Origin of the sequence: Leifsonia poae (assembly GCF_020009625.1) — a bacterium.
In the GTDB taxonomy this organism is placed as follows: domain Bacteria; phylum Actinomycetota; class Actinomycetes; order Actinomycetales; family Microbacteriaceae; genus Leifsonia; species Leifsonia poae_A.
The window spans coordinates 3733374-3755815 of sequence record NZ_JAIHLP010000002.1; the positions used below are offsets into that span (position 1 = coordinate 3733374).

A 22442-nucleotide genomic window follows, 5' to 3' on the forward strand; every position below is an offset into this window, starting at 1 on the left:
GGTGTTGACCGGAAGCGAAGTGTCCGGTCGATGCCTACCCGAGGGTTTTGACGTGGCTGTCTTCTTCGCCGGCGGTCGGGGCGTCGAAGCTCTCCAGGTCGTGGTCGAGGCCGGCATAGACCGCTGGCTTGCGCTTGCGCAGGTAGGCGCCGTATCCGACGCCGCCGACCAGGGCGACGACGAGCAGCAGCGGGAGCAGGTTGACCGCCAACGCGTCCGAGCCGGCCACGATGTTGAAGTTGAAGATCGCCAGGATCACGATCGAGAGCAGCCCGACGAATCCGATGCCCGGCGCGACGAAGGTGCTCCACCAACGCGGGTCGTTCGCCCGGCGGAAGTGCACGATGATCGAGATCGCCGCCAGCGCCTGCAGCACGAGGATGCACAGGGTGCCGAAGCCGATCATGCTCGGCACGAGCGACGAGATCGGGTCGAGCCCGGAGAGGGCGAACAGCCCGGCGACGACGGCGGCGAACACGGCCTGCACGATGCCTGCGACCTGCGGTGCGCCGTTGGCCCGGGTCTTGGCGAGGGCGCGGGGGAGCACGCCGGCGCGCCCGAGCGAGAAGAGGTAGCGGGTGGCGGAGTTGTGGAAGGCGAGCATCGCGGCGAACAGGCTCACCAGCAACAGGATCATCATGATGTCGGTCATCGCCGTGCCGAGGTACTTCTGCGAGAGGCTGAACACCAGGTCGCCGTTGGCCAGGTGCTCGGTCGCCACCTTCTGGGCCTGCTCGACTCCCGTGGCGCTGACGACCGCCCAGGTGGTGAACCCGAGGATGAAGGCGATGCTGCAGATCGCCACATACGTGGCCCGCGGAATGGTGCGCAGCGGGGTCCGCGCCTCCTCGCTGAACAGTGCGGTCGCTTCGAAACCGAGGAAGCCGGTGGCGGCCAGCAGGAGCCCGATCGGCAGCGAGCCCGAGAACAGCGCCTGCAGGCTGAACGCCTCGATGCGGAAGCCGGTCTGGAACAGCACCGAGAAGTCGAACACCAGCAGGATGAGCGTCTCCAGCACCAGCGAGACGCCGAGGATCTTCGAGCTGAAGTCCACCCCCTGCCGGGCGAGGATGAACGACACGATGATCGACAGCAGACCCCACACGTACCAGTGCAGGTTGAAGCCGGTGAGGTCGGCGATCACTGTCTGCATGAAGAAGCCGCTGGTGCCGATCGTGCCGACGACGAAGAAGTTGTAGCCGATCGTGGCGATGAAGCCGGCGACCAGGCCACCGGTGCGGCCGAGGCCTTTCACGACGAACGCGTAGAAGCCGCCGGCGTTCACCAGCTGCTTTGACATCTGCGCGTAGCCGACCGCGAACAACAGCAGGATGATCGCGACGATCAGGAACGACATCGGGGTGCCGCCGCCGTTGCCGAGTGCGATCGCCAGGGAGGCGACGACGACGACACCGGTCAGCGGTGCGACGGCGGCGAGAACGAGGAACACGATCCCGGCGACGCCGAGCGCGTTCTTGCGCAGCTGTCCTGCGGTGGGGGGAGTGGCTTGCGACACATCAGCTCCTTTGCTGGGCTGGTCACGATCGGACAGTCGGATTCGACCTTTGACGGAAGTCTGCTTGCTCCCGAGGTGCCTGGCCTTGCCGATCTCAGCACGGGACTTGGCCGCGAGCGCAGAGACGTTCCGCGGCGCCGTCGCGGGAGGGCAGGATTGCCTCACCCGTTTCCCCCAGAGAGGTCGTTCATGGAGCTGAGGCTCAGCACCGCTGTCGCCGTCGTCACCGGCGCGGCTTCCGGCATCGGCCGCGCCTGCGCCCGGGCTCTGATCGGCGAGGGTGCGCGGGTGGGGTTGATCGACCGGGACGAGGCCGCCGGCTCCGCGCTCGCCGAAGAACTGGGCCCGGACGCCCTCTTCGTCGCCGCCGACGTCACCGACGAGGGCGGGATGCGCTCCGCCGTCGACACCATCGCCCGCCGGTTCGACGGTCTCGACATCGTCGTGGGCTGCGCCGGCATCTCGGGGCCGTTCGGGCGACCGGTGGACGAGATCGCCCTCGCCGATTGGAACGCCGTCCTCGCGGTCAATGTCACCGGGCCGTTTCTGATCGTCAAGCACGCCCTGCGGCATCTGCGCCGGTCGTCGATGCCGGCGGTCGTGCTGCTCGCCTCCGACTCGAGCTTCGTCGCGGCACCGGGCATGGTGCCCTACAACGCCTCGAAGGGCGCCGTGCTGCAGCTCACCCGGGCACTCTCGGTCGACCTCGCCATCGACGGTGTGCGGGTCAACTGCGTCTGCCCGTCGGTCGTCGACACCCCGATGGCGCGAGCCGATCTCGGCATCGGGCCCAACGGTTTCGCGGCGGCCGACTTCCCGGTGCAGACGCCGGATGAGGTCGCCCGGCACGTGCTGTATCTCGCTTCGCCCGCATCCCGCCCGGTCAACGGCCAGGCGCTCGTCTCTGACTTCGGGTATCTCGCCCGGTCGTCCTTCCCCGCCTGACCCCCACCCAGAAAGCAGGTCCCGTGTCCGTCACCGGAGCATCCGTCGCAGGCAAAGTCGTCGTCATCACCGGGGGAGGCACCGGCATCGGTGCCGCCACCGCCCGCCGGTACGCCGCGGAGGGCGCACGCGTCGTCCTCGTCGGCCGCCGTGCGGCGCCGATCGAGGCGGTGGCCGCCGAGACCCGCGGTCTGGCGATCGTGGCCGACGCGAGCGTGCGTACGGACGCCGAGGCGGCCGTCCGACGCGTCGTCACCGAGCTCGGACGCATCGACGTCGTGGTCGCCAACGCCGGTGGACACGGCCTCGCGACGGTGCTCGACACCGACGACGACGCGTGGGAGCTCGCGTTTCGTACGAACGTCACGACGGCGTTCGTGCTGGCCCGGGCGGCCCTGCCCCAGTTGATCGAATCCCACGGCCAGATCGTCGTCGTGTCGTCGCTCGCCGGCCTGTTCGCCGGCCCGGGCGTGGCCGGATACACGGTGGGCAAGCACGCGCTCATCGGCCTCACCCGCACCCTGGCCCGCGACTACGGTCGCTTCGGCGTGCGGGTCAACGCGGTCTGCCCCGGCTGGGTGCAGACTCCGATGGCGGACGAGGAGATGGACGAGTTCGCGCGCAGCGCCGGCCTCGACAGTCGCGAACGCGGCTACGAGATCGTCACCGCCGATGTGCCACTCGGCCGCCCGGCACAGCCCGAAGAGATCGCCGCCGTCATCCGCTTCCTCGGTTCGAATGAGTCGTCGTACATCACCGGTGCCACCATCGTCGCCGACGGAGGCGCGCACATCGTCGATGTGCCCACCATCCCGCTCGCCTGAGGCTGATCGTTCCGCTGCTCGGCGCGACGATGCCCGACACCGACTCCAGCCGACTCATCTTGCCGGCGCCGTTCGGGCCTACGAGGGCGGTGATCCGCCCCGGTTCGACGCGGAGGCTGACGTCGCTGATCACCGGGCCCGCCCCCCGGCTCACCGTGACCTCTTCGAGGACGAGCGCGCTGACAGCATCTCCGTTTCACCCATATGGGCCCTTATGACGGCCGGATCGGCGCACGGCCTCGCCGTCACCGACACCCGACGGGGGTTGGGCCTGAGGATTAGGCGGCGCGGCCGGCGGCGCGCACGTCGCTCGGCGACTCGGCGTAGGCCGCCTTGAACACGCGACTGAAGTGGGCTGCATCCACGAAACCCCAGCGGGCCGCGATCGCCGCGACAGGACGGTCGGCGTAGAGCGGGTTCAGCAGGTCGCGGCGGCATCGTTCCAGCCGCCGGGCGCGGATCCAGGAGGAGACGGTCGTCCCCTGTTCGCGGAAGAGCCCGTGCAGATGCCGCGTGGAGATGAAGTGGGCGGAGGCGATCTGCGTCGGCCCCAGGTCGGTGGAGGCGAGGTTGGCGTCGATGTAGCCCCGGATGCGCTGCATCAGCGCCTGGTGCGAGCTCGCCGGGCCGCGGTTCACGTCGAGCTCGTTCGCGAACATGGTCGTCACGAGGTCGAGGGCGCTGTGAGCGAGGCGGGTGCCGGTGGTGCCGGAGAGCTGTTCGAGGTTACCGACGAGTTGGGCCAGGAAGGGCACGATGATGCTGCCGACCCCGGTCTTGCCACTCATCCGCACTGCGGTGAGCTGCGCCACGACCTCCGGCGGAAGGTCGATGAGATGCTTCGGGAACATCACGACCATCGTGCGGAAGTCGTCGTCGAACACGAGCGTGTACGGCCGGTGCGTGTCGTAGACGGCGAGATCTCCGGGTTGGAGAACCGCCTCGCGATCGTCCTGGATGAGCATGCCGGTGCCGGCGAGCATCAGACTGAGCTTGAAATAGTGACGGTCGGCCCGCGCGATGAGTTCGGGGGTGCGCTCCACGACGTGCTGCGCCGCATTCACCTCCGACACGTGCACATCGTCGGCGCTGGCCGAGCGGATCCGTCCCCAGAACGGGTCGGGATGCGAGCTCGTCACGTGCAGGGGCACGAAGGACTCCGACACCGCGGTGCGGAACTCGCTGAAGTTCCGGGCGATGGACGTAGTCACAGGGCTGGAGCCGCTGAGCTGCGGGGGAGAACTGCTGAGCACGGGGTCACCTCACTCGGTTCGCGACGACACTGTATACGATCCGTGATACGGACCATATCACCTGTGCACGCAAACGGCGCAGTCCACCCTCGCGCCGGGACGCCTCTAGTCGAGGTCGCGGGCGATCGTCGAGACCGCCGCGCGCAGGCGTGCGCCGATCGCCACCGCATCGTGCTCGCTCGCCACGTAGACCACGGCGATCGCCGCCACCGGCTGGCCTGCGACGGTCAGGGGCACCGCAACCGACGCGAGCCCCGGAATCACCTCGTCGTGGCTGGTGGCGTACCCCCGCACCCGTGCTTCGGCCGCCTCGGCGCGGGGATGCTCGCCGCCGAGGTCGCGCCACTGCGCCTCGCTCAAGACCGACTGGATCGCGATGCCGGGTGCGCCCGAAGCCAGCGGATGCCGGGTTCCCGGCCGCTGGACGAGCACGGCGTGCGCATGGCTCGGCTCAACGCTCACGAGCGTCACGACGTCGTGCCGGTCGAGCACGGTGAGGAAGGCGGTCATCGTCAGCTCATTGGCGACCGCGGTCAGCGTGGGCAGGGCGGCCGCCTGCAGATCGCGCGACACCGACCGGGCGAGCGCGGCCAGCCGCGGACCCAATTGCAGTGCCCCGCCGGCGTCGCGGACGACGAGCCCGTGGTCTTCGAGGGTGCGCAGGATGCGGTACGCGATCGAACGGTGCACCCCGAGCGCTGCCGACACGGCCGCGATGCTCATCGGTTCCTCCGCTTCGGCGAGGATCTCGAGCATCCGGATCCCGCGTGCGAGCGTTTGCGAATGGGGCGTGCTGCCGCCGTCGGGGGTGTCGGATGCGGCGGCCATGCAGCCATTCTGGCGCATCCGCTCGCCGAGCCGTTCGCGACGGCGGGGTGGATGCTGATGTCGGCGTCGATGCCGACACCCGCGTCGACGCTGACACCGGCTGTGCGCGGCCGGCTACAGCATCGTCTCGATGCCGACCCGCACCACATCCCCGAGTCCGACGCCCTCTTTCGTGCGCACGGATCCTTTGATGGCGACAATGTACGCGCCGTCGGCCGACTCCGGGAAGATCGATGTCGACCAGCGCGAACCGCCGAGGGTCACCATCACTTTCACCGAGCCGAATCCGGCCGGCGGATGCGGACGGTCGTGGATCTCCTCCGACACGTCCTGAGGCAGCCGGGCGAACACCCACAGATCTCTGCGTGCCTCCCAACGCCATAGCTCTGCCTCGAATTCGTACCGGATGCCAGCCATGCGTCCACTCTGCCCCATTCCGACGATCCCGTCTCCCCTCCGCTATTGTCGGCAAGAATGGATGCAGGGCGGCGCCGTTCCCCGTCGCCCCGTTCGCGAGGAGACGGATGCGCTGGCCGAACTGGTTCCGACGGCGCCCCGCCGCGCCCCGGGTGCGCCCGTTCGACGAGAACGCTCTCGACGAGCCGGCCCCGGTCACCGTCGACCAATCCGTGGATGAGGGGATGCTGCTGGCCGACTACGCCACGCGCATGGCGGTGAAGAACCACATCGTCGTCGACACCATCCAGGATGGCAACGACTTCGACCCCTCCCGCCACACCGCGCAGGCTGCCGCGATGCTGCACGAGCTCGCCGACGAGCAGATCCAGGCCGCCGCACGCGCGGCGGAGACCTGGCGGGCCGTCGCCGGGCGCGGGGGCGATGCGAGGCATCCCCACGACTACCGCGATGTCGACGGCGGCAACCTCCGGCATCGGGAGGCGGCCGCGATCGAGCTCGCGGCAGCGCTGCGAGAACGCGCGGCCAGCGAACCAGAGCTCCTCGCCATCGTCGAGCGCGCCCGGCAGGACGCGTGGGATGAGGTCGGCCAGGCCATCGAAGCCTCTCTCGACGCCTTCTCGGGCGCGGAGGCGCTCAAGGCGAACTACGAGGCCGAGCGTCCCGCCCGGCTCAAGCTCCTCATCCTGCGGGATCTCGCCCGCCTCGAGGACGAGCGCGGCGGCTACTGAGCGTCGTGCCGCCCGACGCCCCCGGCGGGGAGGGTGATCGGCGGCACCAGCGTTCCGGCCTCGGTGCGATGCCAGTGGTCGCCGCTCGCGCGCTTCTCCGCCCGCGTCGTGAAGCGGTAGTGGAACAGCCGGGCCCGCACAGCTCGCGGGCGCGAGCCCTCGAACGGATCGGAGCGCAGAAGCCGCAGGGTCGGGGCGTCCCCTTCGAGCAGTCGCACCAGGAAGACCTCGAACCAGCGCGTGTCCCGCGAGCCCAGGGCGAGAAACCACATGAGCCAGTCGAGGCGCAGATGGTAGGGCGCGAACTGTCGCGGCCGGAGCCGCACATCCCCGGGTTTGCCCTTGAACGGGTACTCGCGCCAGAGGGCGTCGGGCGAGCGCGGGTCATCCAGCGTCCCCTCGACGATGACCTCGTCCCGGTGCTTCGTCACGCTGCCGAACGCCCCGTAGGCGTTGACGAGGTGCCAGCGATTGAAGCTGGCGTTCATCAGCTGGGTGGGCGAGAACAGATTGGCGAGCGGACGCCAGGAGAGCACGATCAGCAGGATGCTCGCCGCCACCGCCACGACGCCGAACCAGGGCGGCACGTCGACCGCGCCGACGCCGCCCACCGGCGTGCCGAAGACCGTCGACAGCACGGGGTCGCTGACGGCCGAGAACGCCAGCACGATCGTGATCGCATTCAGCCAGGCGAAGTTTCCGGTGGCCACGAGCCAGAGCTGTGTCAGGATGACGACGGCGGCCGCCGCGCTCGCCACCGGCTGCGGGGCGAAGAGCAGCCAGGGAACGATGAGCTGCGCGACATGATTGCCGAGCACCTCGACCCGATGCCACCAGTGGGGCAGCAGATGGGCCATGCGGCTCAACGGGTTCGGCATCGGCTGCGTCTCGTGGTGGTAGAAGAGCGCGGTGAGATCGCGCCAGGAACGGTCCCCGCGCATCTTGATCATCCCCGCCCCGAATTCGAGCCGGAACACGAGCCAGCGCAGCAGGAAGACGATCGTCAGCGGCGGTGCCGTGTCGTGCGCACCGAGAAAGGCGACGGTGAAGCCGGCCTCGACCAGCAGGCTCTCCCAGCCGAACGCGTAGAACGTCTGCCCGACGTTCACGAGAGAGAGCCCGAACAGCCAGACGGTCAGGAACACGGCCACGAGCGCCCACGACGGCAGCAGTTGCGGGATGCCGACCACGAGCGTCGCCGACAGCCCGGCGCCCGCCCATGCCACGGTCAGCAGCATCCTGTCGCTGTAGTGCCGGCGGAAGATCGTGGGCTGGCGCCGTCCGTAGGCGGTCTCAAGAAAGCGACGCACCGGGAGCAGGCCATGCTCACCGAGCAGCGCCGGGAACTGGTTCACCGCCGAGACGAAAGCCACGAGGAACAGAGCGGCGACGCCTCGCTGCAGCACTTCGCGGGCGATCGTGTAGTCGCCGCCCGCGAGCCAGCCGAACACGTTCATTCCGCACCGCCCGCCTCGAAACGGCTCAACACTACGCCGCAGTGGGCGGCCAAGCGGATCGGATGCGGGTGCCGAGGCGCCTCAGGCGGCGAGCTGGGCGTCCAGACTGATGGCGCGGTGGTCCGAGGCGCCGGCCGGGAGCACATCGACGTGATCGATGTCGAACCCGGTCGAGGTGACGAAGTCGAAGTAGCCGGTGAAGAACTTGTAGCGCAGATAGGTCGGCTCGGTGCTGCGCATGAGCGCGTATCCGGTGGTGGTGAGCCGTCGTTCCAGACCGCGGATGAACCAGGGGTAGTTGAAGTCGCCCACCATCACAGCGGGGATGTCCTCGGCGAGCGAGCGCATCCCGGCGTGCGCTGCGGCGATCTGTTTGCGGCGCAATGAGTTGGAGGCCGTCAGCGGGGCGGCGTGGAAGGAGCCGACGAGAACGTCTTCGCTCGTCTCACGATCGTGCAGATACACAGCGAGCAGGCGCTCGTGGGCCGGGGCGAGCACCCGGTCGTGCACCGATTTCTGGATCGCGAACACGCGAGTCTCGAGGATGTCGTAACGGCTCTCGCGCACGTAGATCGCCAGCCCGAGACGGTTGGCCTTGGTGGCATCGGCGAGGATCAGGTGGTGCAGCCGTTCGGGGAGGGCCTCCGCGTCGCACTCCTGCAGGCACAGCGCGTCGACATCGTGTGCGACAGCGATGTCGGCGAGCTCATGACCGGCGGCGTGCTTTCGCAGGTTGTAGCTGACGATTCTCAGTGGGATCCCTCTTCTCGCGCATCCGCACGGTGAGCGCGGATGCGACAACATTCTGGCCCAGAAACGGTCGAAAGCGAGCGTCGACGGGGTATCGCACACGGAATTCACACGAGAGCCATCCCCCGGAAACCGCGGCGAGTACGGTGGACGCATGGCAGGCGAAGCAGTTGTCATCACCGTCCCCGGGCCCCACGGCGACCGCGAGGTTCGTCTGACGAGCCCCGGTCGCGTGCTCTGGCCAGAGCTCGGTATCACGAAACTCGACCTCGCGAACTACCTCGTCGCCGTCGGCGACGCATTCGTGCGCGCCAACGGGGACCGCCCGGTTTCGCTGCAACGCTTCCCCGGCGGGATCGACGGCGAGCAGTTCTTCTCCAAGAACCCGCCGCGCGGTGCTCCCGAGTTCGTGCGCTCGGTCATGGTGGTCTATCCGAGCGCGAGAACCCACCCGCAACTCGTCGTGGACGAGCCGGCGGCCGCCGTCTGGGCCGTGCAGATGAACACCGTCGTGTTCCACCCGTGGCCCTCGCGCGCGGAGAACTCGGACAACCCCGATCAATTGAGGATCGACCTCGACCCGCAGCCGGGAACCGACTTCGACGACGCCATCCCGGCGGCGATCGAATTGCGGGCGGTGCTCGCCGAGGCCGGACTCGACGCCTTCGTCAAAACGTCGGGCAACCGGGGCCTGCACGTCTTCGCGCCGATCGAGCCGACGCACGAGTTCCTCGACGTTCGGCACGCGGTCATCGCCGCCGCTCGTGAACTCGAACGACGGATGCCGAACGAGGTCACCACCGCGTGGTGGAAGGAGGAGCGCGGCGAACGCATCTTCGTCGACTTCAACCAGGCGAACCGCGATCGCACGATGGCCGGGGCGTACAGTCCGCGCGCGCTGGCCCACGCGCCTGTCTCCACCCCGCTCACCTGGGATGAGCTCGAGTCGGCCGATCCGCGGGAGCACACCATTCTGACCGTGCCCGATCGCCTGGCCTCGGTCGGCGACGCCTGGGCGTCATTCGACGACGAGCCGGGGCGTATCGACACCCTGCTCGCCTGGTGGCAGCGCGACAGCGAGTCCGGGCTCGGGGAGCTCCCGTTTCCGCCCGACTATCCCAAGATGCCCGGGGAGCCGCCCCGCGTGCAGCCGAGCCGGGCGAGAAAGGCGCACTGAACCGCGCGAGCGCACGAGCGCATCCCGTTCGCCGTTCAGCCGAGCACCGCGGCGAGGTCGTACGCGATCGGACGATCGAGCTGCTCGAAGGTGCATGAGGCGGCCTCGCGGTCCGGGCGCCAGCGCTCGAACTGGGCCGTGTGGCGAAAACGCATCCCCTCCATCTGGTCGTAGCGCACCTCGAGCACGCGCTCGGGCCGTAGACGCACGAACGAGACGTCTTTGCCGGCGGAGAACCGGCTGCGTTCGGTCTCTCCGGTGACCGCCTTCCCAGACTCGTCGCGGTCGACCAGGGGCTCCAGCTCGTCGATCAGCTCGAGGCGCCGCGCATCGCTGAATGCGGAGACTCCGCCGATGTTGCGGAGCGCGCCGTCGGCGTCGAAGAGGCCGAGCAGCACCGACCCGACACCTCGGCCGCTGGTGTGGATGCGGTAGCCGAGCGCCACGACATCGGCCGTGCGATGGTGTTTGATCTTCAGCATCGTGCGTTTGTTCGGCGTGTACGGGAAGGCGAGCGGCTTGGCGACCACGCCGTCGAGCCCGGCGCCCTCGAACTCGATGAGCCAGCGTCGGGCGAGCTCCACATCTGTCGTGGTGCGGGTGAGCCGGAGCGGCTCTGGTAGCTTTCCGGCGAACTTCTCCAGCACGGCGCGGCGCTCGGCGAAAGGGCGATCGAGCAACGATTCGTCCCCGAGCGCGAGCAGGTCGAAGGCGATGAACATCGCCGGTGTCTGCTCGGCGAGAAGCGCCACCCGCCTGGCGGCCGGGTGGATGCGCTGCGAGAGGGCCTCCCAGTCGAGGTGCTGGGTTCCGACCGGTCCGGTGGGCACGACGATCTCGCCATCGAGCACGCAGGCTGACGGCAGGAGACGTTGGAAGGCGGAGATGAGTTCCGGGAAGTAGCGGGTGAGCATTTTGGAGCCGCGACTGCCGATCTCGACGGAATCGACGGTGCTCCCGGAGCCGTCGGCATAGACGATGGCGCGGAATCCGTCCCACTTGGGCTCGTAGCTGAGGCCGCCCTCCGCGGAGTCGGGGGAGGGGACCGCGGCAACGGCTTTGGCGAGCATGGGTGCGATCGGGTTCTCCGCCGTCGGATTCATAGCACGATCATGCCCTTGTCGCGCCGCTGAGGGAAGGCGCGGTCGGGAGAGTTCAGACGTTTCCGGGCGGCTGGGCATCCGCCCGGAACGCATCGAGGTTAGGTAAGGCTCGCCTATACTGGAGAAGCCATGTATCGACCAGAGCACGCGACTCACACCGCGACCACCGCCCACCACGACGACCGGGTGCAGTTCCTCATCGTCGGGGATGAGTCGTCGCTGCCGGAGCTCGAAGCGGAGCTGGCGCTGCTGCCGTTGTGTGCGCGGGGCCGGGTCTTCGTCGAGGTCGAGCATCCCGAAGATGCTGTCGCCCTGGCGATTCCGATGCGCATGACCATCACCTGGTTGGCGCGCTCGCGCCGCAGCGGGCGCCCGGGCACCGGCGAGTTGTGCGCGAAAGGCGAAGCGGCGACCCGTGCTGTGCGGGCGTGGACGGCCGAGATGCTGTGCGACGGCCCCGGGGAGACGCGCGCGATCATCTCCGGCGGGTTCGCTCTCGTGTCGGAGATCCGCGAGCATCTGGCGATCGAGGTCGGCATGTCGAACGAGGCCGTCACGGTCGCGTCCTCGGTCTCGCACTAGCCTTCCTGCTGCCGCGACGAGGGGCGCATTCCCGCGATGAGGGGCGCCGCCGGGGTCAGACGCCCACGATCTCGGCGCTGACGTTCCAGAGGTCGCGCCCCAATTGCGCGTTCTTGGCCTGGTGACGCATTACACCGTTGGCGCGGAGGCGGTCGAAGTAGGTTCCGCTCGGCGCACCGACCGGGCTGTCGGTTGCGAGCATCACAAGGGGCGCGGCACCGCGGTCGACGCCGATGCCGTAGCCTCCCCGGGTGACTGCCGAACCGAAACGGATCAGCGGGGAGGACAGGCCGAAGTTCGTGGCGATCGTTCCCGGATGGAACGAGAACGCGTCGATCCCGGTTCCGGTGAGGCGTTCGGCGAGTTCGCGGATGAAGAGGATCGTGGCGAGCTTCGCGGTTCCGTACGCGCGCCAGCCGCCCATCCAGGGGCGTTGGGCGAAGTCGAGGTCGTCGAGGCGCAGCCGGCCGAACCGGTTGGCGACGCTCGCGGTTGACACCACGCGCACCGGATGGCCGGCTTCGGCGGTGCTTTCGAGGCGCGGCAGCAGCAGTTTGGTGAGCAGGAATGGCGCCAGATGGTTGGTCTGGATGGTCCGTTCGTGGCCGTCGACCGTGATCTCGCGTTTGGCGTAGAGGCCGCCCGCGTTGTTGGCGAGCACATCGATCCGCTCGTAGCGTTGCAGCAGGGCATCGGCCAGCGCGTGCACATCGGCCAATCGTTCGAAGTCGGCGAGGAACGGGGTGCCGCCGACCCGTTCTGCGACCGCCCGCGTGCGCTCGGGGTTGCGGCCGACGATGGCGATCTCGTTGCCCTGCGCGGCGAGCTGCTCGGCCGCGACGACGCCGATGCCGGAACTCGCACCGGTGAGGACGATCGTGCGGGGTGTCGACTGGCCGCTCACAGGTAGCCGCCCTTCTCGAGACCGGCTTCGATCTCGAATCGATTCTTCAACGGGTCGCGTCCGGCGACGAGGTAGAGCAGGGGGAAGAGCATGCCATAACGCTGCCACTGCCGTTTGTGGATCGCCTCGTGCTCCAGCACGTCATCGGTGACGTTCTGCGCCGTGAGGTAGCAGCCACCGACGCACGAACCGCCGCGGCCGAAAGTGCGGGGCGGCATGCCCCGGAACACGAAGAGGCCCTGCCGGCGTTCGACGCGGCCGGTGCTCCAGAGGAAGCCCCAGACCAGTCCGACCGCTGTCGCATAGAGGTAGCCCAGCCAACTGATCGGCGAATCGAGCACGAGCTGTTTGATCGCGCGCATCCGTCTACTCCTTCGGCCGGCCGTACGTCTCGAGCAGACGCAACCAGACTTCGCTGATCGTGGGGTAGGAGGGAACCGCATGCCAGAGGCGGGCGATCGGCACCTCGCCGACGATCGCCACGGTGGCCGAGTGCAGCAGCTCGGCGACGTCTTGGCCCACGAACGTCACGCCGAGCAGCACTCCGCGATCTTCGTCGACGACCATGCGCGCCTGACCGGTGTAATTGTCGGCGGTGACGCTCGCACCGGCCACCTGCCCGATGGCGTAGTCGACGACGCGGATGCGGTGCCCGGCCTTCTCGGCCGCGGCGGCGGTCAGCCCCACCGACGCGACCTCGGGGTCGGTGAACGTCACCTGGGGAACCGCCCGATGGTCGGCCGTGGCGACGAAAGCCCCCCACGGAGCGAGGGAGACCTCGCGGCCGTCGGCTCGCGCGGCGATCGCGTCGCCCGCCGCTCGCGCCTGGTACTTGCCCTGGTGGGTGAGCAGCGCCCGGTGGTTGACGTCGCCGACGGCGTAGAGCCAGCCGCCCTCGACGGGTTCGCCGTTGTCGCGCAGCACCCGCAGGCTGTCGTCGACCGGGAGCCAGGCCCCGCCTTCCAGGCCGAACCGCTCGAGCCCGAGGTCGCCGGTGTGCGGGATGCGGCCGGTCGCGACGAGGAGCTCGTCCGATTCGACGATGGTGCCGTCGTCGAGACGCAGCCGGAAACCGTTCCCCTCTGTGCGCTCCACTGCGGTCGGTGAGACATCGAGATGCACGGTGACGCCGAGCGCGCGCAGCGAGTCGTTCACCAGCTCGCCGGCGAACGGCTCGCTGCCGCCGAGGAGTGCGCCGCGCGCGATCAGATGCACATCTGTGCCGAAACCGGCGTACGCCGTCGCCATCTCGACGCCGACCACTCCGCCCCCGAGGATCGCCAGCGAGAGGGGCACCCGCTGCACGCTCGTGGCGTCGCGGCTCGTCCAGGGGCGGCTTTCGCGCAGTCCCGGGATGTCGGGAAGCAGCGCAGCCGAGCCCGTGCAGACCGCGACCGCCTGCGTGGCCGTGAGAACGGTGACCGTGCCGTCGTCGGCGGTGACGGTGACCTCGCGAGGGGCGGTGAGCACGCCGTGACCGCGCACGAGATCGATGCCGGCGCCGTTCAGCCAGGCGACCTGGCCGTCGTCCTTCCAATTGCTCGTCATGCCGTCGCGCCGCGTCAGCACCGCCTCGACGTCGAGGGGGCCGGTGATGGCCTCGCGGACCCCGCCGACCCGCTCGGCCGCGCGGAGCAGCGCCCCGCTGCGCAGCAGCGCCTTGGACGGCATGCACGCCCAATACGAGCATTCGCCGCCGACCAGTTCCGCTTCGACGATGACGGTGCGCAGGCCGCCTTGGACGGCGCGATCGGCCACATTCTCGCCGACGGCTCCCGCGCCGATCACGATGACGTCGTACTCGGTGCTTATCATGTTCACTCCGGTCGGGGTCGGGGTCGGGGTCGGGGTCGTGGGCGTGTGCGTGTGCGTGGGATCGGCGACCGCCGGTCAGCGGCCGACAAACTCGGCTTCCGCGCGGGCGAGGAAGGCCTGCATGCCGATCCGGGCATCTTCGCTGGTGGCGAGGCGGACGAGCGCCGGCTGCAACCCCGCTTCGGCCGCGGCGTCTCCATCGCGCACCGCGCGTCGTGCGTTGGTGAGCGTGGCCTGAACGGCGAGCGGCGCCTGAGCGGCGATGCGCTGAGCGATGGCGAGTGCCCGGTCGAACTGATCGCCGTCGTCGACGACCTCCTGCACGAGCCCGATGCGCCAGGCCTCCGCGGCGTCGAAGAGATCGCCGGTGAGCATCCACCGCATGGCGTTGCCCCAGCCGACCGCGCGGGGGAATCTCAGGGTGGCGCCGCCGAACGGAAGGATGCCACGGGTGACCTCGATCTGCCCGAACCGGGTGGAGCGTGCCGCGACCGCGACATCGCTGGCCAGGATGAGCTCGATGCCGAGGGTCAGGCACAGGCCCTGAACCGCGATGACGACGGGCTTGCTGAGCTGCTCGCCCGAGACCTGCCACGGATTGATCCCGCCCTCGGGAGCGAAGGTCAGCCCGTCGGCCCCGATGCGCGGCCCGAGGTCGGCGAGATCGAGACCGGCGGTGAAATGCTCGCCGATCGCGTGCACCAGACCCACGCGCAACGCGGGGTCGCGCTCCAGCTCGCCGTAAGCCGCGGCCAGCAGGCTGAGCAGCTCGAAATCGGCGGCGTTGCGCTTCTCGGGGCGGTTGATGCCGATGAGCAGGATGTGGCCGCGACGTTCGGTGACGATCTTGGGTTCGGTCATGTCTCCCAAGCTACCTCGGGCCTCAGAGCGCGTCATCGGTTGCGCGTGGATCTGAGGAGAGATGACGTGCCGAGCCCGTTGGGGAGGAGCCCTCCGGCGCGGTCAGCGGCGCGGTGAGCGAGCCGAGGATGCGCAGGATGACGGGCATATCCTGTTCCGCAGCCTCCACCGATTCCGGCGCGAACTCGGTGATGCCGGCCCCGGCGAACTCGAACCGCGAGCGCAGCGCGCGAACGGCGGCGACCAAGAGTTCCGGCTGCACGCCGAACGGTTCGGGCGAGCCGACACCGTCGATCGTCGCCGGGTCGAGCACGTCGAGATCGATGTGCAGGTAGACCGCGGAGGCGCCGGTCGACTCGACGGCCGCCACCAGTTCGGCGGGATCGGCGAACGTGTCGGCGGCGAGGAGCCGCACACCGTTGCTCTCGATGTACTCGCTCTCGCCGTCGTCGAGCGAACGGGTTCCTGCGAGCACCAGCTGTGCGGGAGTCAGAACGGCCGCCCCGGTCGATGCGAGCTGTTCCGGGCCCTCGCCGAGCAGGGCGCGCGCGACCATGCCGTGGAACGCGCCCGACGGGGAGGAGGCCACGTCGTTGAGGTCGGCGTGGGCGTCGAACCAGACGAGTGCGACGCTGCCGGGCTCGCGGCCGGCGACCACATGCTGGATGCTGGCGAGGTCGGCACCGCAGTCGCCGCCGATGGTGATGACGGGTTCGTCGAGCACGGTCAGCTCGGCCAGAACGGCGTCGCGAACGGTGGCGAGCGCAGAGAACCGGTGCACGCCCGTTCCGAGAGAGTCGCCCGCGGAAGCCGGAATCGCGACCGTCGTCGTGGCCGATGCGGGGAGGTCGCCACGGATGGCTTCGGCACCGTCTATCAAACGCATGGCGCGGGAGGAGCCGGAGCCCTGCCACTGCGGAACGACGAGGAAAGCGGCGCCGGTCATCCGATACTCCTGCTCATCGCCGGCCCAGGATGCGGTGCTTCGCGCAGCGTCTCTGTCGTCATATCGCCATCCAACCTCTTCGAGGGCTGCCGTTCGCCGATTCCCAGCCAAGACGCAAGCGGCGGGGGAGCGGAGACCACCTCCGCCACCCCGCCGCCGGGAACGTCTACTGACCCGGCGTGTACGGAGCCGAGGGCGTCGCCTCGGCGGTCACAGCCGGCTGGGCCGGGGCGCCGCCGGTCTTGAGCGCGGCGAGCCGGGCCTCGACCTCTGTCATCTCACCCAGGTCGTCGAGCTGATTGAACTGGGCATCCAGGCTGGAGGCGGCGAGCTCGGACGCTCCGCGCACCTTCGCCTCCTCGCGCCGGATCTTGTCTTCGAATCGACCGACCTCGCTCGTGGGGTCGAGGATGTCGACGCTCTTGACCGCATCCATCACCTGTGACTGGGCCTGCGCGCTCTTGGCCCGCGCGATCAGCTCGGACCGCTTGCTCTTGAGCTGCTCGAGCTTGGTCTTCATGCCGTTCAGCCCGGACTTGAGCTTGTCGACGATCTCGGTCTGCGAGGCGATCTGCGGCTCGGCCGCCTTCGCCTCATTTTCGGAGGAGATCTGCCGTTGGAGAGCCACCTTGGCCAGGTTGTCGAACTTGTCGGCGTCGGCGGCGTCACCGCTTGCACGATACGTATCGGCCTGCTTGCTGGCGGCCAACGCCTTCTGGCCCCACTCGGAGGCGGCTTCGACATCTTCGCGGTGATCGTCTTCGAGCAGCCGGAGGTTGCCGATGGTCTCTGCGATCGCGCTTTCGGCGTCCGCGATGTTGTTGGTGAAGTCGCGGACCATCTGGTCCAGCATCTTCTCGGGGTCTTCCGCCTGATCGATGAGCGCGTTGACATTCGCCTTCATCAGCTGCGCGATCCGGCCGAAAATCGACTGTTTGGTCATGGTGCTTCCTTTCGCTTGTGGCCCCCCACGAGGCCTAGAACCGTCCACCTCCGCGACGGGAGCGGGTGCCGCCTCCGCCGAAGCTTCCAGGGCTGAAGCCGCCGCTACCGCCGCTGCTGCCACCCGGCCGGCTTCCGCCGGCCCGGCCGCCGCCCCCGGAGGACCGCCCACCGCCGCTGAGCACCGAGTTGATCAGGATGCCGCCGAGGATGGCGCCCATCGCCCCGTTGCCGCCCCCACCACCGGTTCCGCCGCCACCGAAGAGGCCGCCGAGTCCGGGGTCGGTCGTCTGGAAGCCGCCGACGTCCTGCTGGGCGAGCCGGGTCGCCTCGTCTGCGAGCTGGTCGGCGCGTTGGGCCTGCGCGAGCGCCGTGACCGGGTCGCCGGCCGCTGCGGCCTCGGCCTGCACCACGAGACGGCCGGCCTCGGCGAGCCGGGTGCGTGCCTCCGGCCCGACGGCGCCGCGTCGGGCCGTGATGAAGTCTTCACAGGCGGAGACCCGGCTCTTCGCCGACAGCAGGGTCTGCTGCAGCGAGGCGACCGCGCGCTGGGCCTGCTGGCGCGCATCCCGAACCCCCTGCAGCACGCCATCGATGCTCTGATTGGCGGCCTCCAGCCGCTGCGCGATCTCGAGCGGGTTGACCTTGCCGGCGGCCATCTTGCTCTTCACATCGCCGAGGGTCTGCTCGGTGCCGGCGACCGCGGCGCCGATGGCGCCCTGCGGGTCGTCGGCGGCCGCGAGTGAACGCGCCTCGGCGAGATCGCTCTCCAGCTCGGCGATGGTGGAGTCGATGGTCTGCTGCGTGGTGCCGAGGTCGCTGCCGAGCCGGTCGACCGCATCCAGGAGCAGTGTCGCCTGGTCGACCGACTCCTCGGCCGCCCGAACCCCGACCGCGGCGGCGCTCGACTCGCCGGCATCGCTGTTCTGCTTCGCGGCGGTGAGAGCGGTGGAGACGAAGGCGAGCCGTTCGGCGGCCTGGGTGATGTTGTCGTGCACTGTGGCGAGCGAAGCATCGGTGTAACGCTCCGACAGGGAGGCGAGGGCGGCCGTGGAGGAGGCGATCCTCGCCTGGACGGCATCCGCGGCGGTCTGCACCTCGGCCGTCGCCTGGGGAATACGCTTCTCGAGCGACCGCAGCTCGTCGAACGCCGCCGCCTGCTTGTCGAGCGCTTCATTGGCGGCACCGCACAGCAGCACGATCTGCACGTTCCAGTCGCGCGTCTCCTGCTCGGTGTCCGGTTCGGAGTCGTCGAGCTTCTGCTTGAGTTTGAACGCGTCGCCGAGCTGCGCCTTCGCCGCGTCGAGGGCGGCCTGGAACGGGACGACCGACTCCGCCCCGTATTGGGCGGTGGCGAAGCCGAGCTCCTCCTCGCTGGTGCGCACGGCGTCGTCGGTCTGCACCAGGGCCGACCCGGCGCGCCTCTCGAGGTCTTTGATCGGCAGCGCCTGCAATTCGCTCTGCGGCGTGGTCGGCCGGCCGGCCGCCGCTTTCTTCTTCGACCGGCTGCGGACGAGGAAGAAGATCACGGCGGCGATCACGACGAGGGCGATCACGATGAACCAGATCAGACCACCGCTGCCGCCACCGCCTGTGGCGTCGCCGAGACCGGTGGCGGCCGCCAGCGCGGCGCCTGTCCAATCGCCGGCTTTCAGCTTGGGGGCGATGTCGTTGGTCTCGATCTGACCGAGTTTGGTGTCGCTGACCGGCCCCTCCGAGTCGCCGGAGAGGTAGAAGGCGCGCCCGTCCGTCGCGACGGCGAGCAGATACTGCGTCGGACCGAGATTGTTGTTGGCCGCCGTCTGGTTCGCCCAGTCGGCCGCATCCGTCGGATTCGTGAACCGGTCGACGTAGACGACGTAGAGGTCGATGTTGTGGTCTCGCGAGAGCTGCTTCGATGCTTTCTCGATCGACTTCATGCCGTCAGTGCCGACGACTCCGGCCTGGTCGACTACATGTCCGCTGCCGAGGTCGACGGGGCTCTGTGCGCTCGCAACCGTCGCCGTGCCCGCGACAAGCCCGATGGCCAGCAGCACCCCACCCAGAATTCGTGCTCCGCGCATCCGCTCACTCTCTCGAGTCCACTCGTACTGTGCAGAGTCTATTGGGGCGACGTTCTGCGGCGCCAGAGTCTGGGAAGCAGCTGAAGAAAAGATCTGTTTCATCCTGTTACGCGTGGGATGCGCCGGGCCGGAGCGGCCGTCGAGAATGGGGGAGGCCCGCACGAAGAGAGGAGACCCGATGAGCGGTCAGCACCCGTCACGGTCGCTCGCCGTCGTCGAGGTCATCCGGTTCCGTGGACACGACCGGGCCTACCACGACTATGTGCAGGTTCTCGTCGGTGCGGCCATCGCCGAGGCGGAGCGTCAGGGTTGGGCGGTCATCCGGCTCGCCGCCGACCAGGGCGAGGATGCGCTTCTCGCGCGCACCGAGGACGCCGACGCCATTCTCCTGATGGGCGGCGAAGACATCGCGCCCGCCTTCTACGGCGGCATCGCCGGGTATGACGGCGAGAGCCGGCACCTCGAAGCCGCCGACGCCGCCCAGATCGCGCTAGCCCGCCGGGCGATCGCCCGAGAGACACCGCTTCTCGGCATCTGCCGGGGTCTGCAGATCGTGAACGTGGCACTGGGCGGGACGCTCATCCAGCATCTGGGGGAGCAGAGCATCCACAAGAACCACGGCGTGCCGGTGCGCGAGGTCATGGCGACGCATCCGGTGCGTCTCGCGGCCGGGAGCCTGGTCGCCGGCCTCCTCGGCGGCGCTACTGTCGATGTGCAGAGCGCGCACCACCAGGCGGTCGACCGGGTGGGCGCGGGGCTCGTGGTCACCGGGCGTGCGCCGGACGGACATGTCGAGGCGGTCGAGCACGAGAGCGCCCCGGTGTTGGCGGTGCAGTGGCATCCGGAAGACCCGGGCGCCCCCGCGGGGCAGCTGGAGGCGCTCATCGCCTCCCTCGACCGCGTCGCCACCCCCCTCTCGTTCGCCGCCTAACACCCCCACCCCCTCCACCCCCTCACTCTTCGCCGAATCATTTGCCACAAATGTCGCCCCTGACGGAGTCAGAGACGACATTTGTGGCAAATGTTTGGCGCGAGGGTGGGGCGGAAAGCGGCTGAGTCAGCGGAGGGTGAGGGCGGAGCGGCGGGAGGCGAGGCTGCTGCGGGCGCTGTCGAGGGCGGATTGGCCGGCCGCGGCCCCCTCGAGCGCGAGCAGACCGGCACCGAGGATCGGCGCGGCGGTGACGAGCTCGATGTGAGCCAGCGGCGCGCGGCGGGCCAGCTCCCGTTCGATCCCGGCGAGCAGCCGTTCGTCGCGCGCGCCGATCACGCCGCCGCCGAGCACGACCGGCACGCGTCGGCCGAGGAGCTCGAGGCGGCGCAGTGTGGTGGCGGCGAAGGCGACGATCTCGTCGGCCTGGCGGTCGACGAGCGAGCCGGCCACCGCATCCCCGGCCCGCGCGGCGTCGAAGACGGCCGGGCTGATCCGGGCGAGGTCCGAGTTCGGGAGCGAGCCGAAGTGCAACGCTTCGATCACGGCCTGGATCGAGTCGAGGCCGAAGACCGCGGGGATGGCGAACGCGAGCGTCGTCTCCTGCCCGCGCCCGTCGACCGCGCGCGCGGCGTGCCAGAGGGCCTGCTCGCCGAGGTGCCAGCCGCCACCCCAATCGCCTGAGATCATGCCGAGCGAGGGATAGCGCACGACCGCGCCGTCACTACGGACACCGACGCAGTTGATGCCGGTGCCGCAGACGACCGCCACCGCATCCGGCTCGTCGGTGCCGGCGCGCAGCAGGGCGAACAGATCGTTGTCGACGATCGCATCCGCCCAGGCGTACCCGGCGATTGCCGCCCGGAACGCGGCGACCTCGGCAGGCAGGTCGAGGCCGGAGAGGTAGATGTTGGCCTGGGCGATCGGGGCGCCGCCGGTCTGCCGCAGGATCTCGGCGATCAGGTCGTCGATCAGCCTGGCCGCCTCGCCCATGCCGATGATGTGCGGGCTGGAGGTGGTGCCGCGGGCGCTCGCCACGACGGAGCCGTCGAGGTCGAGCGCCACCGCATCGGTCTTGGAGCCGCCGCCGTCGACCGCTATCACGATCGGGCGATGGCCGTCGGCGGTCACTTCGCCCACGCGAGGTGCTCGCGGTTGCCCGCGATCAGCAGATCGGTGAGCTTCTCGGCCCGGTCGAACTGCCCGACGAGGGGATGCGCCATCATCGCGCGGAGGACGCGCTCGCGCCCACCGTGCACGGCGGCGTCGAGGGCGAGCCGCTCGTAGCCGGCGACGTGGGAGATCAATCCCCGGATGTCGTCGGCGACCGGTTCGATCGGCAGCGCCGTGACACCGGAGGCGCCGACGACCGCGGGAACCTCGATCACATGATCGTCCGGCAGGAACGGCAGCGAACCGTTGTTGCGCAGGTTCACGACCTGGGTGTCGCCGCGGTCGCTGCGGAGCGAAGCGATCAGGTCGACGGCGGCCTCCGAGTAGAAGGCGCCACCGCGCTTGGCGAGCGCGTCTGGCTTGGTGTCGACGGCGGGGTCGGCGTAGAGCTCGAGCAGCGCGTGCTCCACCTCCTGCACAGCCTGGGCACGGGTGGGTGAGCCGAGCTGTTCACGGAGCACCTGGTCGTGTGCGTAGTAATAGCGCAGGTAGTACGAGGGCACATTGCCGAGCATCGTGATGAGCGAGGGCGGCAGCTCGATCTCGTCGGCGAGCTCGCCGAGGCGGGTGTCGATGAGGGCGGGCAGCGCGTCGCGCGTTCCGTCCGCATCCGTCACGTAGGCCGCCCGCTCCCAGGTGAGGTGGTTGAGGCCGACGTGGCCGAGCGTGATGGCCGTGTGGTCGACGCCGAGGAGGTTGGCGAAGCGGCGCTGGAAGCCGATGGCCACATTGCAGAGCCCGACCGCGCGGTGACCCTCCTGCAGCAGTGCGCGCGTGACGATGCCGACCGGGTTCGTGAAGTCGACGATCCACGCGTCCGGCTTCGCGTGCTTGCGCACGGTCTCGGCCACTCGGAGGACGACCGGAACGGTGCGCAACGCCTTGGCGAATCCGCCCGGTCCCGTGGTCTCCTGGCCGATGCAGCCGCACTCGTGCGGGAACGTCTCGTCGCCGTGACGGGCGGCCTGGCCGCCCACCCGCAGCTGGATGAGCACGGCGTCGGCATCCGCGACGCCGGCCACCAGGTCGCCGGTCGGCACGATGCGGCCGGTGTGCCCGGCGGCGCGGAACATCCGCTCGCTCATCCCGCCGACCAGGCGCAGTCGCTCCGGGTCGGTGTCGACGAGCCACAGCTCTTCGATGGGGAGAACGTCTCGCATCCGGGCGAACCCGTCGATGAGTTCGGGAGTGTAGGTGGAGCCTCCACCGACAACAGCAAGTTTCACT

At 69.5% G+C, this 22442-nt stretch carries 23 protein-coding genes; 6 read left to right on the forward strand and 17 right to left on the reverse strand.

Features of this window, described 5'->3' with window-relative positions; translation table 11 throughout:
- Positions 1 to 34: 34 nt before the first annotated feature.
- Positions 35 to 1516 carry an APC family permease gene (locus tag K5L49_RS18430; RefSeq protein ID WP_223694994.1) on the reverse strand — a complete coding sequence of 494 codons (1482 nt, stop codon included), beginning with the start codon at positions 1514 to 1516 and terminating at the stop codon, positions 35 to 37.
- Between the two features lie 189 nt (positions 1517 to 1705).
- On the opposite strand from K5L49_RS18430, the gene K5L49_RS18435 reads away from it, so the two are divergent.
- Together K5L49_RS18435 and K5L49_RS18440 are read left to right on the forward strand one after the other, a co-directional pair.
- Positions 1706 to 2461, forward strand: a complete 756-nt coding sequence (locus K5L49_RS18435) for an SDR family NAD(P)-dependent oxidoreductase (RefSeq protein ID WP_223694995.1) — start codon at positions 1706 to 1708, stop codon at positions 2459 to 2461.
- Positions 2462 to 2484: 23 nt separating this feature from the next.
- On the forward strand, positions 2485 to 3285 hold the full coding sequence (locus tag K5L49_RS18440; RefSeq protein WP_223694996.1) for an SDR family NAD(P)-dependent oxidoreductase: 801 nt from the start codon (positions 2485 to 2487) through the stop codon (positions 3283 to 3285).
- Here the strand turns inward: K5L49_RS18440 and K5L49_RS20590 are convergent.
- From K5L49_RS20590 to K5L49_RS18460, 4 genes are all read right to left on the reverse strand, one after another.
- Positions 3215 to 3439 carry an ATP-binding cassette domain-containing protein gene (locus tag K5L49_RS20590; RefSeq protein ID WP_308116567.1) on the reverse strand — a complete coding sequence of 75 codons (225 nt, stop codon included), beginning with the start codon at positions 3437 to 3439 and terminating at the stop codon, positions 3215 to 3217. The genes K5L49_RS18440 and K5L49_RS20590 overlap by 71 nt on opposite strands.
- 124 nt (positions 3440 to 3563) lie before the next feature.
- On the reverse strand, positions 3564 to 4538 hold the full coding sequence (locus K5L49_RS18450) for an AraC-like ligand-binding domain-containing protein (RefSeq protein ID WP_223694997.1): 975 nt from the start codon (positions 4536 to 4538) through the stop codon (positions 3564 to 3566).
- A gap of 105 nt (positions 4539 to 4643) precedes the next feature.
- The gene (locus K5L49_RS18455) at positions 4644 to 5366 is read right to left on the reverse strand and encodes an IclR family transcriptional regulator (protein WP_223694998.1); all 723 of its coding nucleotides are present in this window, start codon (positions 5364 to 5366) and stop codon (positions 4644 to 4646) included.
- Between the two features lie 114 nt (positions 5367 to 5480).
- Positions 5481 to 5783, reverse strand: a complete 303-nt coding sequence (locus tag K5L49_RS18460) for a DUF1905 domain-containing protein (protein WP_223694999.1) — start codon at positions 5781 to 5783, stop codon at positions 5481 to 5483.
- A gap of 107 nt (positions 5784 to 5890) precedes the next feature.
- Here K5L49_RS18460 and K5L49_RS18465 point away from each other — a divergent pair, with 107 nt between their 5' ends.
- The gene (locus K5L49_RS18465; protein ID WP_223695000.1) at positions 5891 to 6514 is read left to right on the forward strand and encodes a hypothetical protein; all 624 of its coding nucleotides are present in this window, start codon (positions 5891 to 5893) and stop codon (positions 6512 to 6514) included.
- Here K5L49_RS18465 and K5L49_RS18470 read toward each other — a convergent pair.
- Positions 6508 to 7971 carry a lipase maturation factor family protein gene (locus K5L49_RS18470; protein ID WP_223695001.1) on the reverse strand — a complete coding sequence of 488 codons (1464 nt, stop codon included), beginning with the start codon at positions 7969 to 7971 and terminating at the stop codon, positions 6508 to 6510. The two genes, K5L49_RS18465 and K5L49_RS18470, sit on opposite strands and share 7 nt — an antisense overlap.
- Before the next feature lie 81 nt (positions 7972 to 8052).
- Positions 8053 to 8775: an endonuclease/exonuclease/phosphatase family protein gene (locus K5L49_RS18475; protein WP_223695335.1), complete on the reverse strand. Its 723-nt coding sequence runs from the start codon at positions 8773 to 8775 to the stop codon at positions 8053 to 8055.
- 100 nt (positions 8776 to 8875) lie between these two features.
- On the opposite strand from K5L49_RS18475, the gene ligD reads away from it, so the two are divergent.
- The gene (gene ligD, locus K5L49_RS18480; RefSeq protein WP_223695002.1) at positions 8876 to 9898 is read left to right on the forward strand and encodes a non-homologous end-joining DNA ligase; all 1023 of its coding nucleotides are present in this window, start codon (positions 8876 to 8878) and stop codon (positions 9896 to 9898) included.
- Positions 9899 to 9933: 35 nt separating this feature from the next.
- Here the strand turns inward: ligD and K5L49_RS18485 are convergent, their stop codons facing one another.
- A complete protein-coding gene (locus K5L49_RS18485) occupies positions 9934 to 11001 on the reverse strand; it encodes an ATP-dependent DNA ligase (protein ID WP_223695003.1) in 1068 nt (355 codons plus the stop codon).
- 129 nt (positions 11002 to 11130) lie between these two features.
- Here K5L49_RS18485 and K5L49_RS18490 point away from each other — a divergent pair, with 129 nt between their 5' ends.
- Positions 11131 to 11583, forward strand: coding sequence for an SIP domain-containing protein (locus K5L49_RS18490; protein WP_223695004.1), 453 nt, complete (start codon positions 11131 to 11133; stop codon positions 11581 to 11583).
- 55 nt (positions 11584 to 11638) lie between these two features.
- Here the strand turns inward: K5L49_RS18490 and K5L49_RS18495 are convergent, their stop codons facing one another.
- The 7 genes from K5L49_RS18495 to K5L49_RS20295 all read right to left on the reverse strand — a co-directional run bounded on the left by K5L49_RS18495 (position 11639) and on the right by K5L49_RS20295 (position 19114).
- On the reverse strand, positions 11639 to 12487 hold the full coding sequence (locus K5L49_RS18495; RefSeq protein WP_223695005.1) for an SDR family NAD(P)-dependent oxidoreductase: 849 nt from the start codon (positions 12485 to 12487) through the stop codon (positions 11639 to 11641).
- Positions 12484 to 12849, reverse strand: coding sequence for a Fe-S oxidoreductase (locus tag K5L49_RS18500; protein ID WP_223695006.1), 366 nt, complete (start codon positions 12847 to 12849; stop codon positions 12484 to 12486). The genes K5L49_RS18495 and K5L49_RS18500 overlap by 4 nt, the downstream gene beginning before the upstream one ends.
- Positions 12850 to 12853: 4 nt before the next feature.
- Positions 12854 to 14302, reverse strand: a complete 1449-nt coding sequence (locus K5L49_RS18505; protein ID WP_223695007.1) for a dihydrolipoyl dehydrogenase family protein — start codon at positions 14300 to 14302, stop codon at positions 12854 to 12856.
- Between the two features lie 75 nt (positions 14303 to 14377).
- Positions 14378 to 15163, reverse strand: coding sequence for a crotonase/enoyl-CoA hydratase family protein (locus K5L49_RS18510; RefSeq protein ID WP_223695008.1), 786 nt, complete (start codon positions 15161 to 15163; stop codon positions 14378 to 14380).
- A 22-nt stretch (positions 15164 to 15185) separates the two neighbouring features.
- A complete protein-coding gene (locus tag K5L49_RS18515) occupies positions 15186 to 16109 on the reverse strand; it encodes an arginase family protein (protein ID WP_223695009.1) in 924 nt (307 codons plus the stop codon).
- Positions 16110 to 16275: 166 nt separating this feature from the next.
- Positions 16276 to 17052 carry a PspA/IM30 family protein gene (locus K5L49_RS18520; RefSeq protein WP_223695010.1) on the reverse strand — a complete coding sequence of 259 codons (777 nt, stop codon included), beginning with the start codon at positions 17050 to 17052 and terminating at the stop codon, positions 16276 to 16278.
- Positions 17053 to 17086: 34 nt separating this feature from the next.
- The gene (locus K5L49_RS20295) at positions 17087 to 19114 is read right to left on the reverse strand and encodes a TPM domain-containing protein (RefSeq protein WP_263298905.1); all 2028 of its coding nucleotides are present in this window, start codon (positions 19112 to 19114) and stop codon (positions 17087 to 17089) included.
- Between the two features lie 178 nt (positions 19115 to 19292).
- Here K5L49_RS20295 and K5L49_RS18530 point away from each other — a divergent pair, with 178 nt between their 5' ends.
- Complete coding sequence (locus K5L49_RS18530) at positions 19293 to 20045, forward strand: gamma-glutamyl-gamma-aminobutyrate hydrolase family protein (RefSeq protein ID WP_223695011.1); 753 nt, start codon at positions 19293 to 19295, stop codon at positions 20043 to 20045.
- A gap of 126 nt (positions 20046 to 20171) precedes the next feature.
- Here K5L49_RS18530 and K5L49_RS18535 read toward each other — a convergent pair whose 3' ends face one another.
- Both K5L49_RS18535 and K5L49_RS20595 read right to left on the reverse strand, forming a co-directional pair.
- Complete coding sequence (locus tag K5L49_RS18535) at positions 20172 to 21182, reverse strand: N-acetylglucosamine kinase (RefSeq protein ID WP_223695012.1); 1011 nt, start codon at positions 21180 to 21182, stop codon at positions 20172 to 20174.
- Positions 21170 to 22441 (reverse strand): 6-phospho-beta-glucosidase, encoded by a 1272-nt coding sequence (locus tag K5L49_RS20595; RefSeq protein ID WP_223695013.1) that lies wholly within the window; start codon positions 22439 to 22441, stop codon positions 21170 to 21172. Before K5L49_RS20595 ends, K5L49_RS18535 begins: the two co-directional genes overlap by 13 nt.
- Position 22442 lies beyond the last annotated feature (1 nt).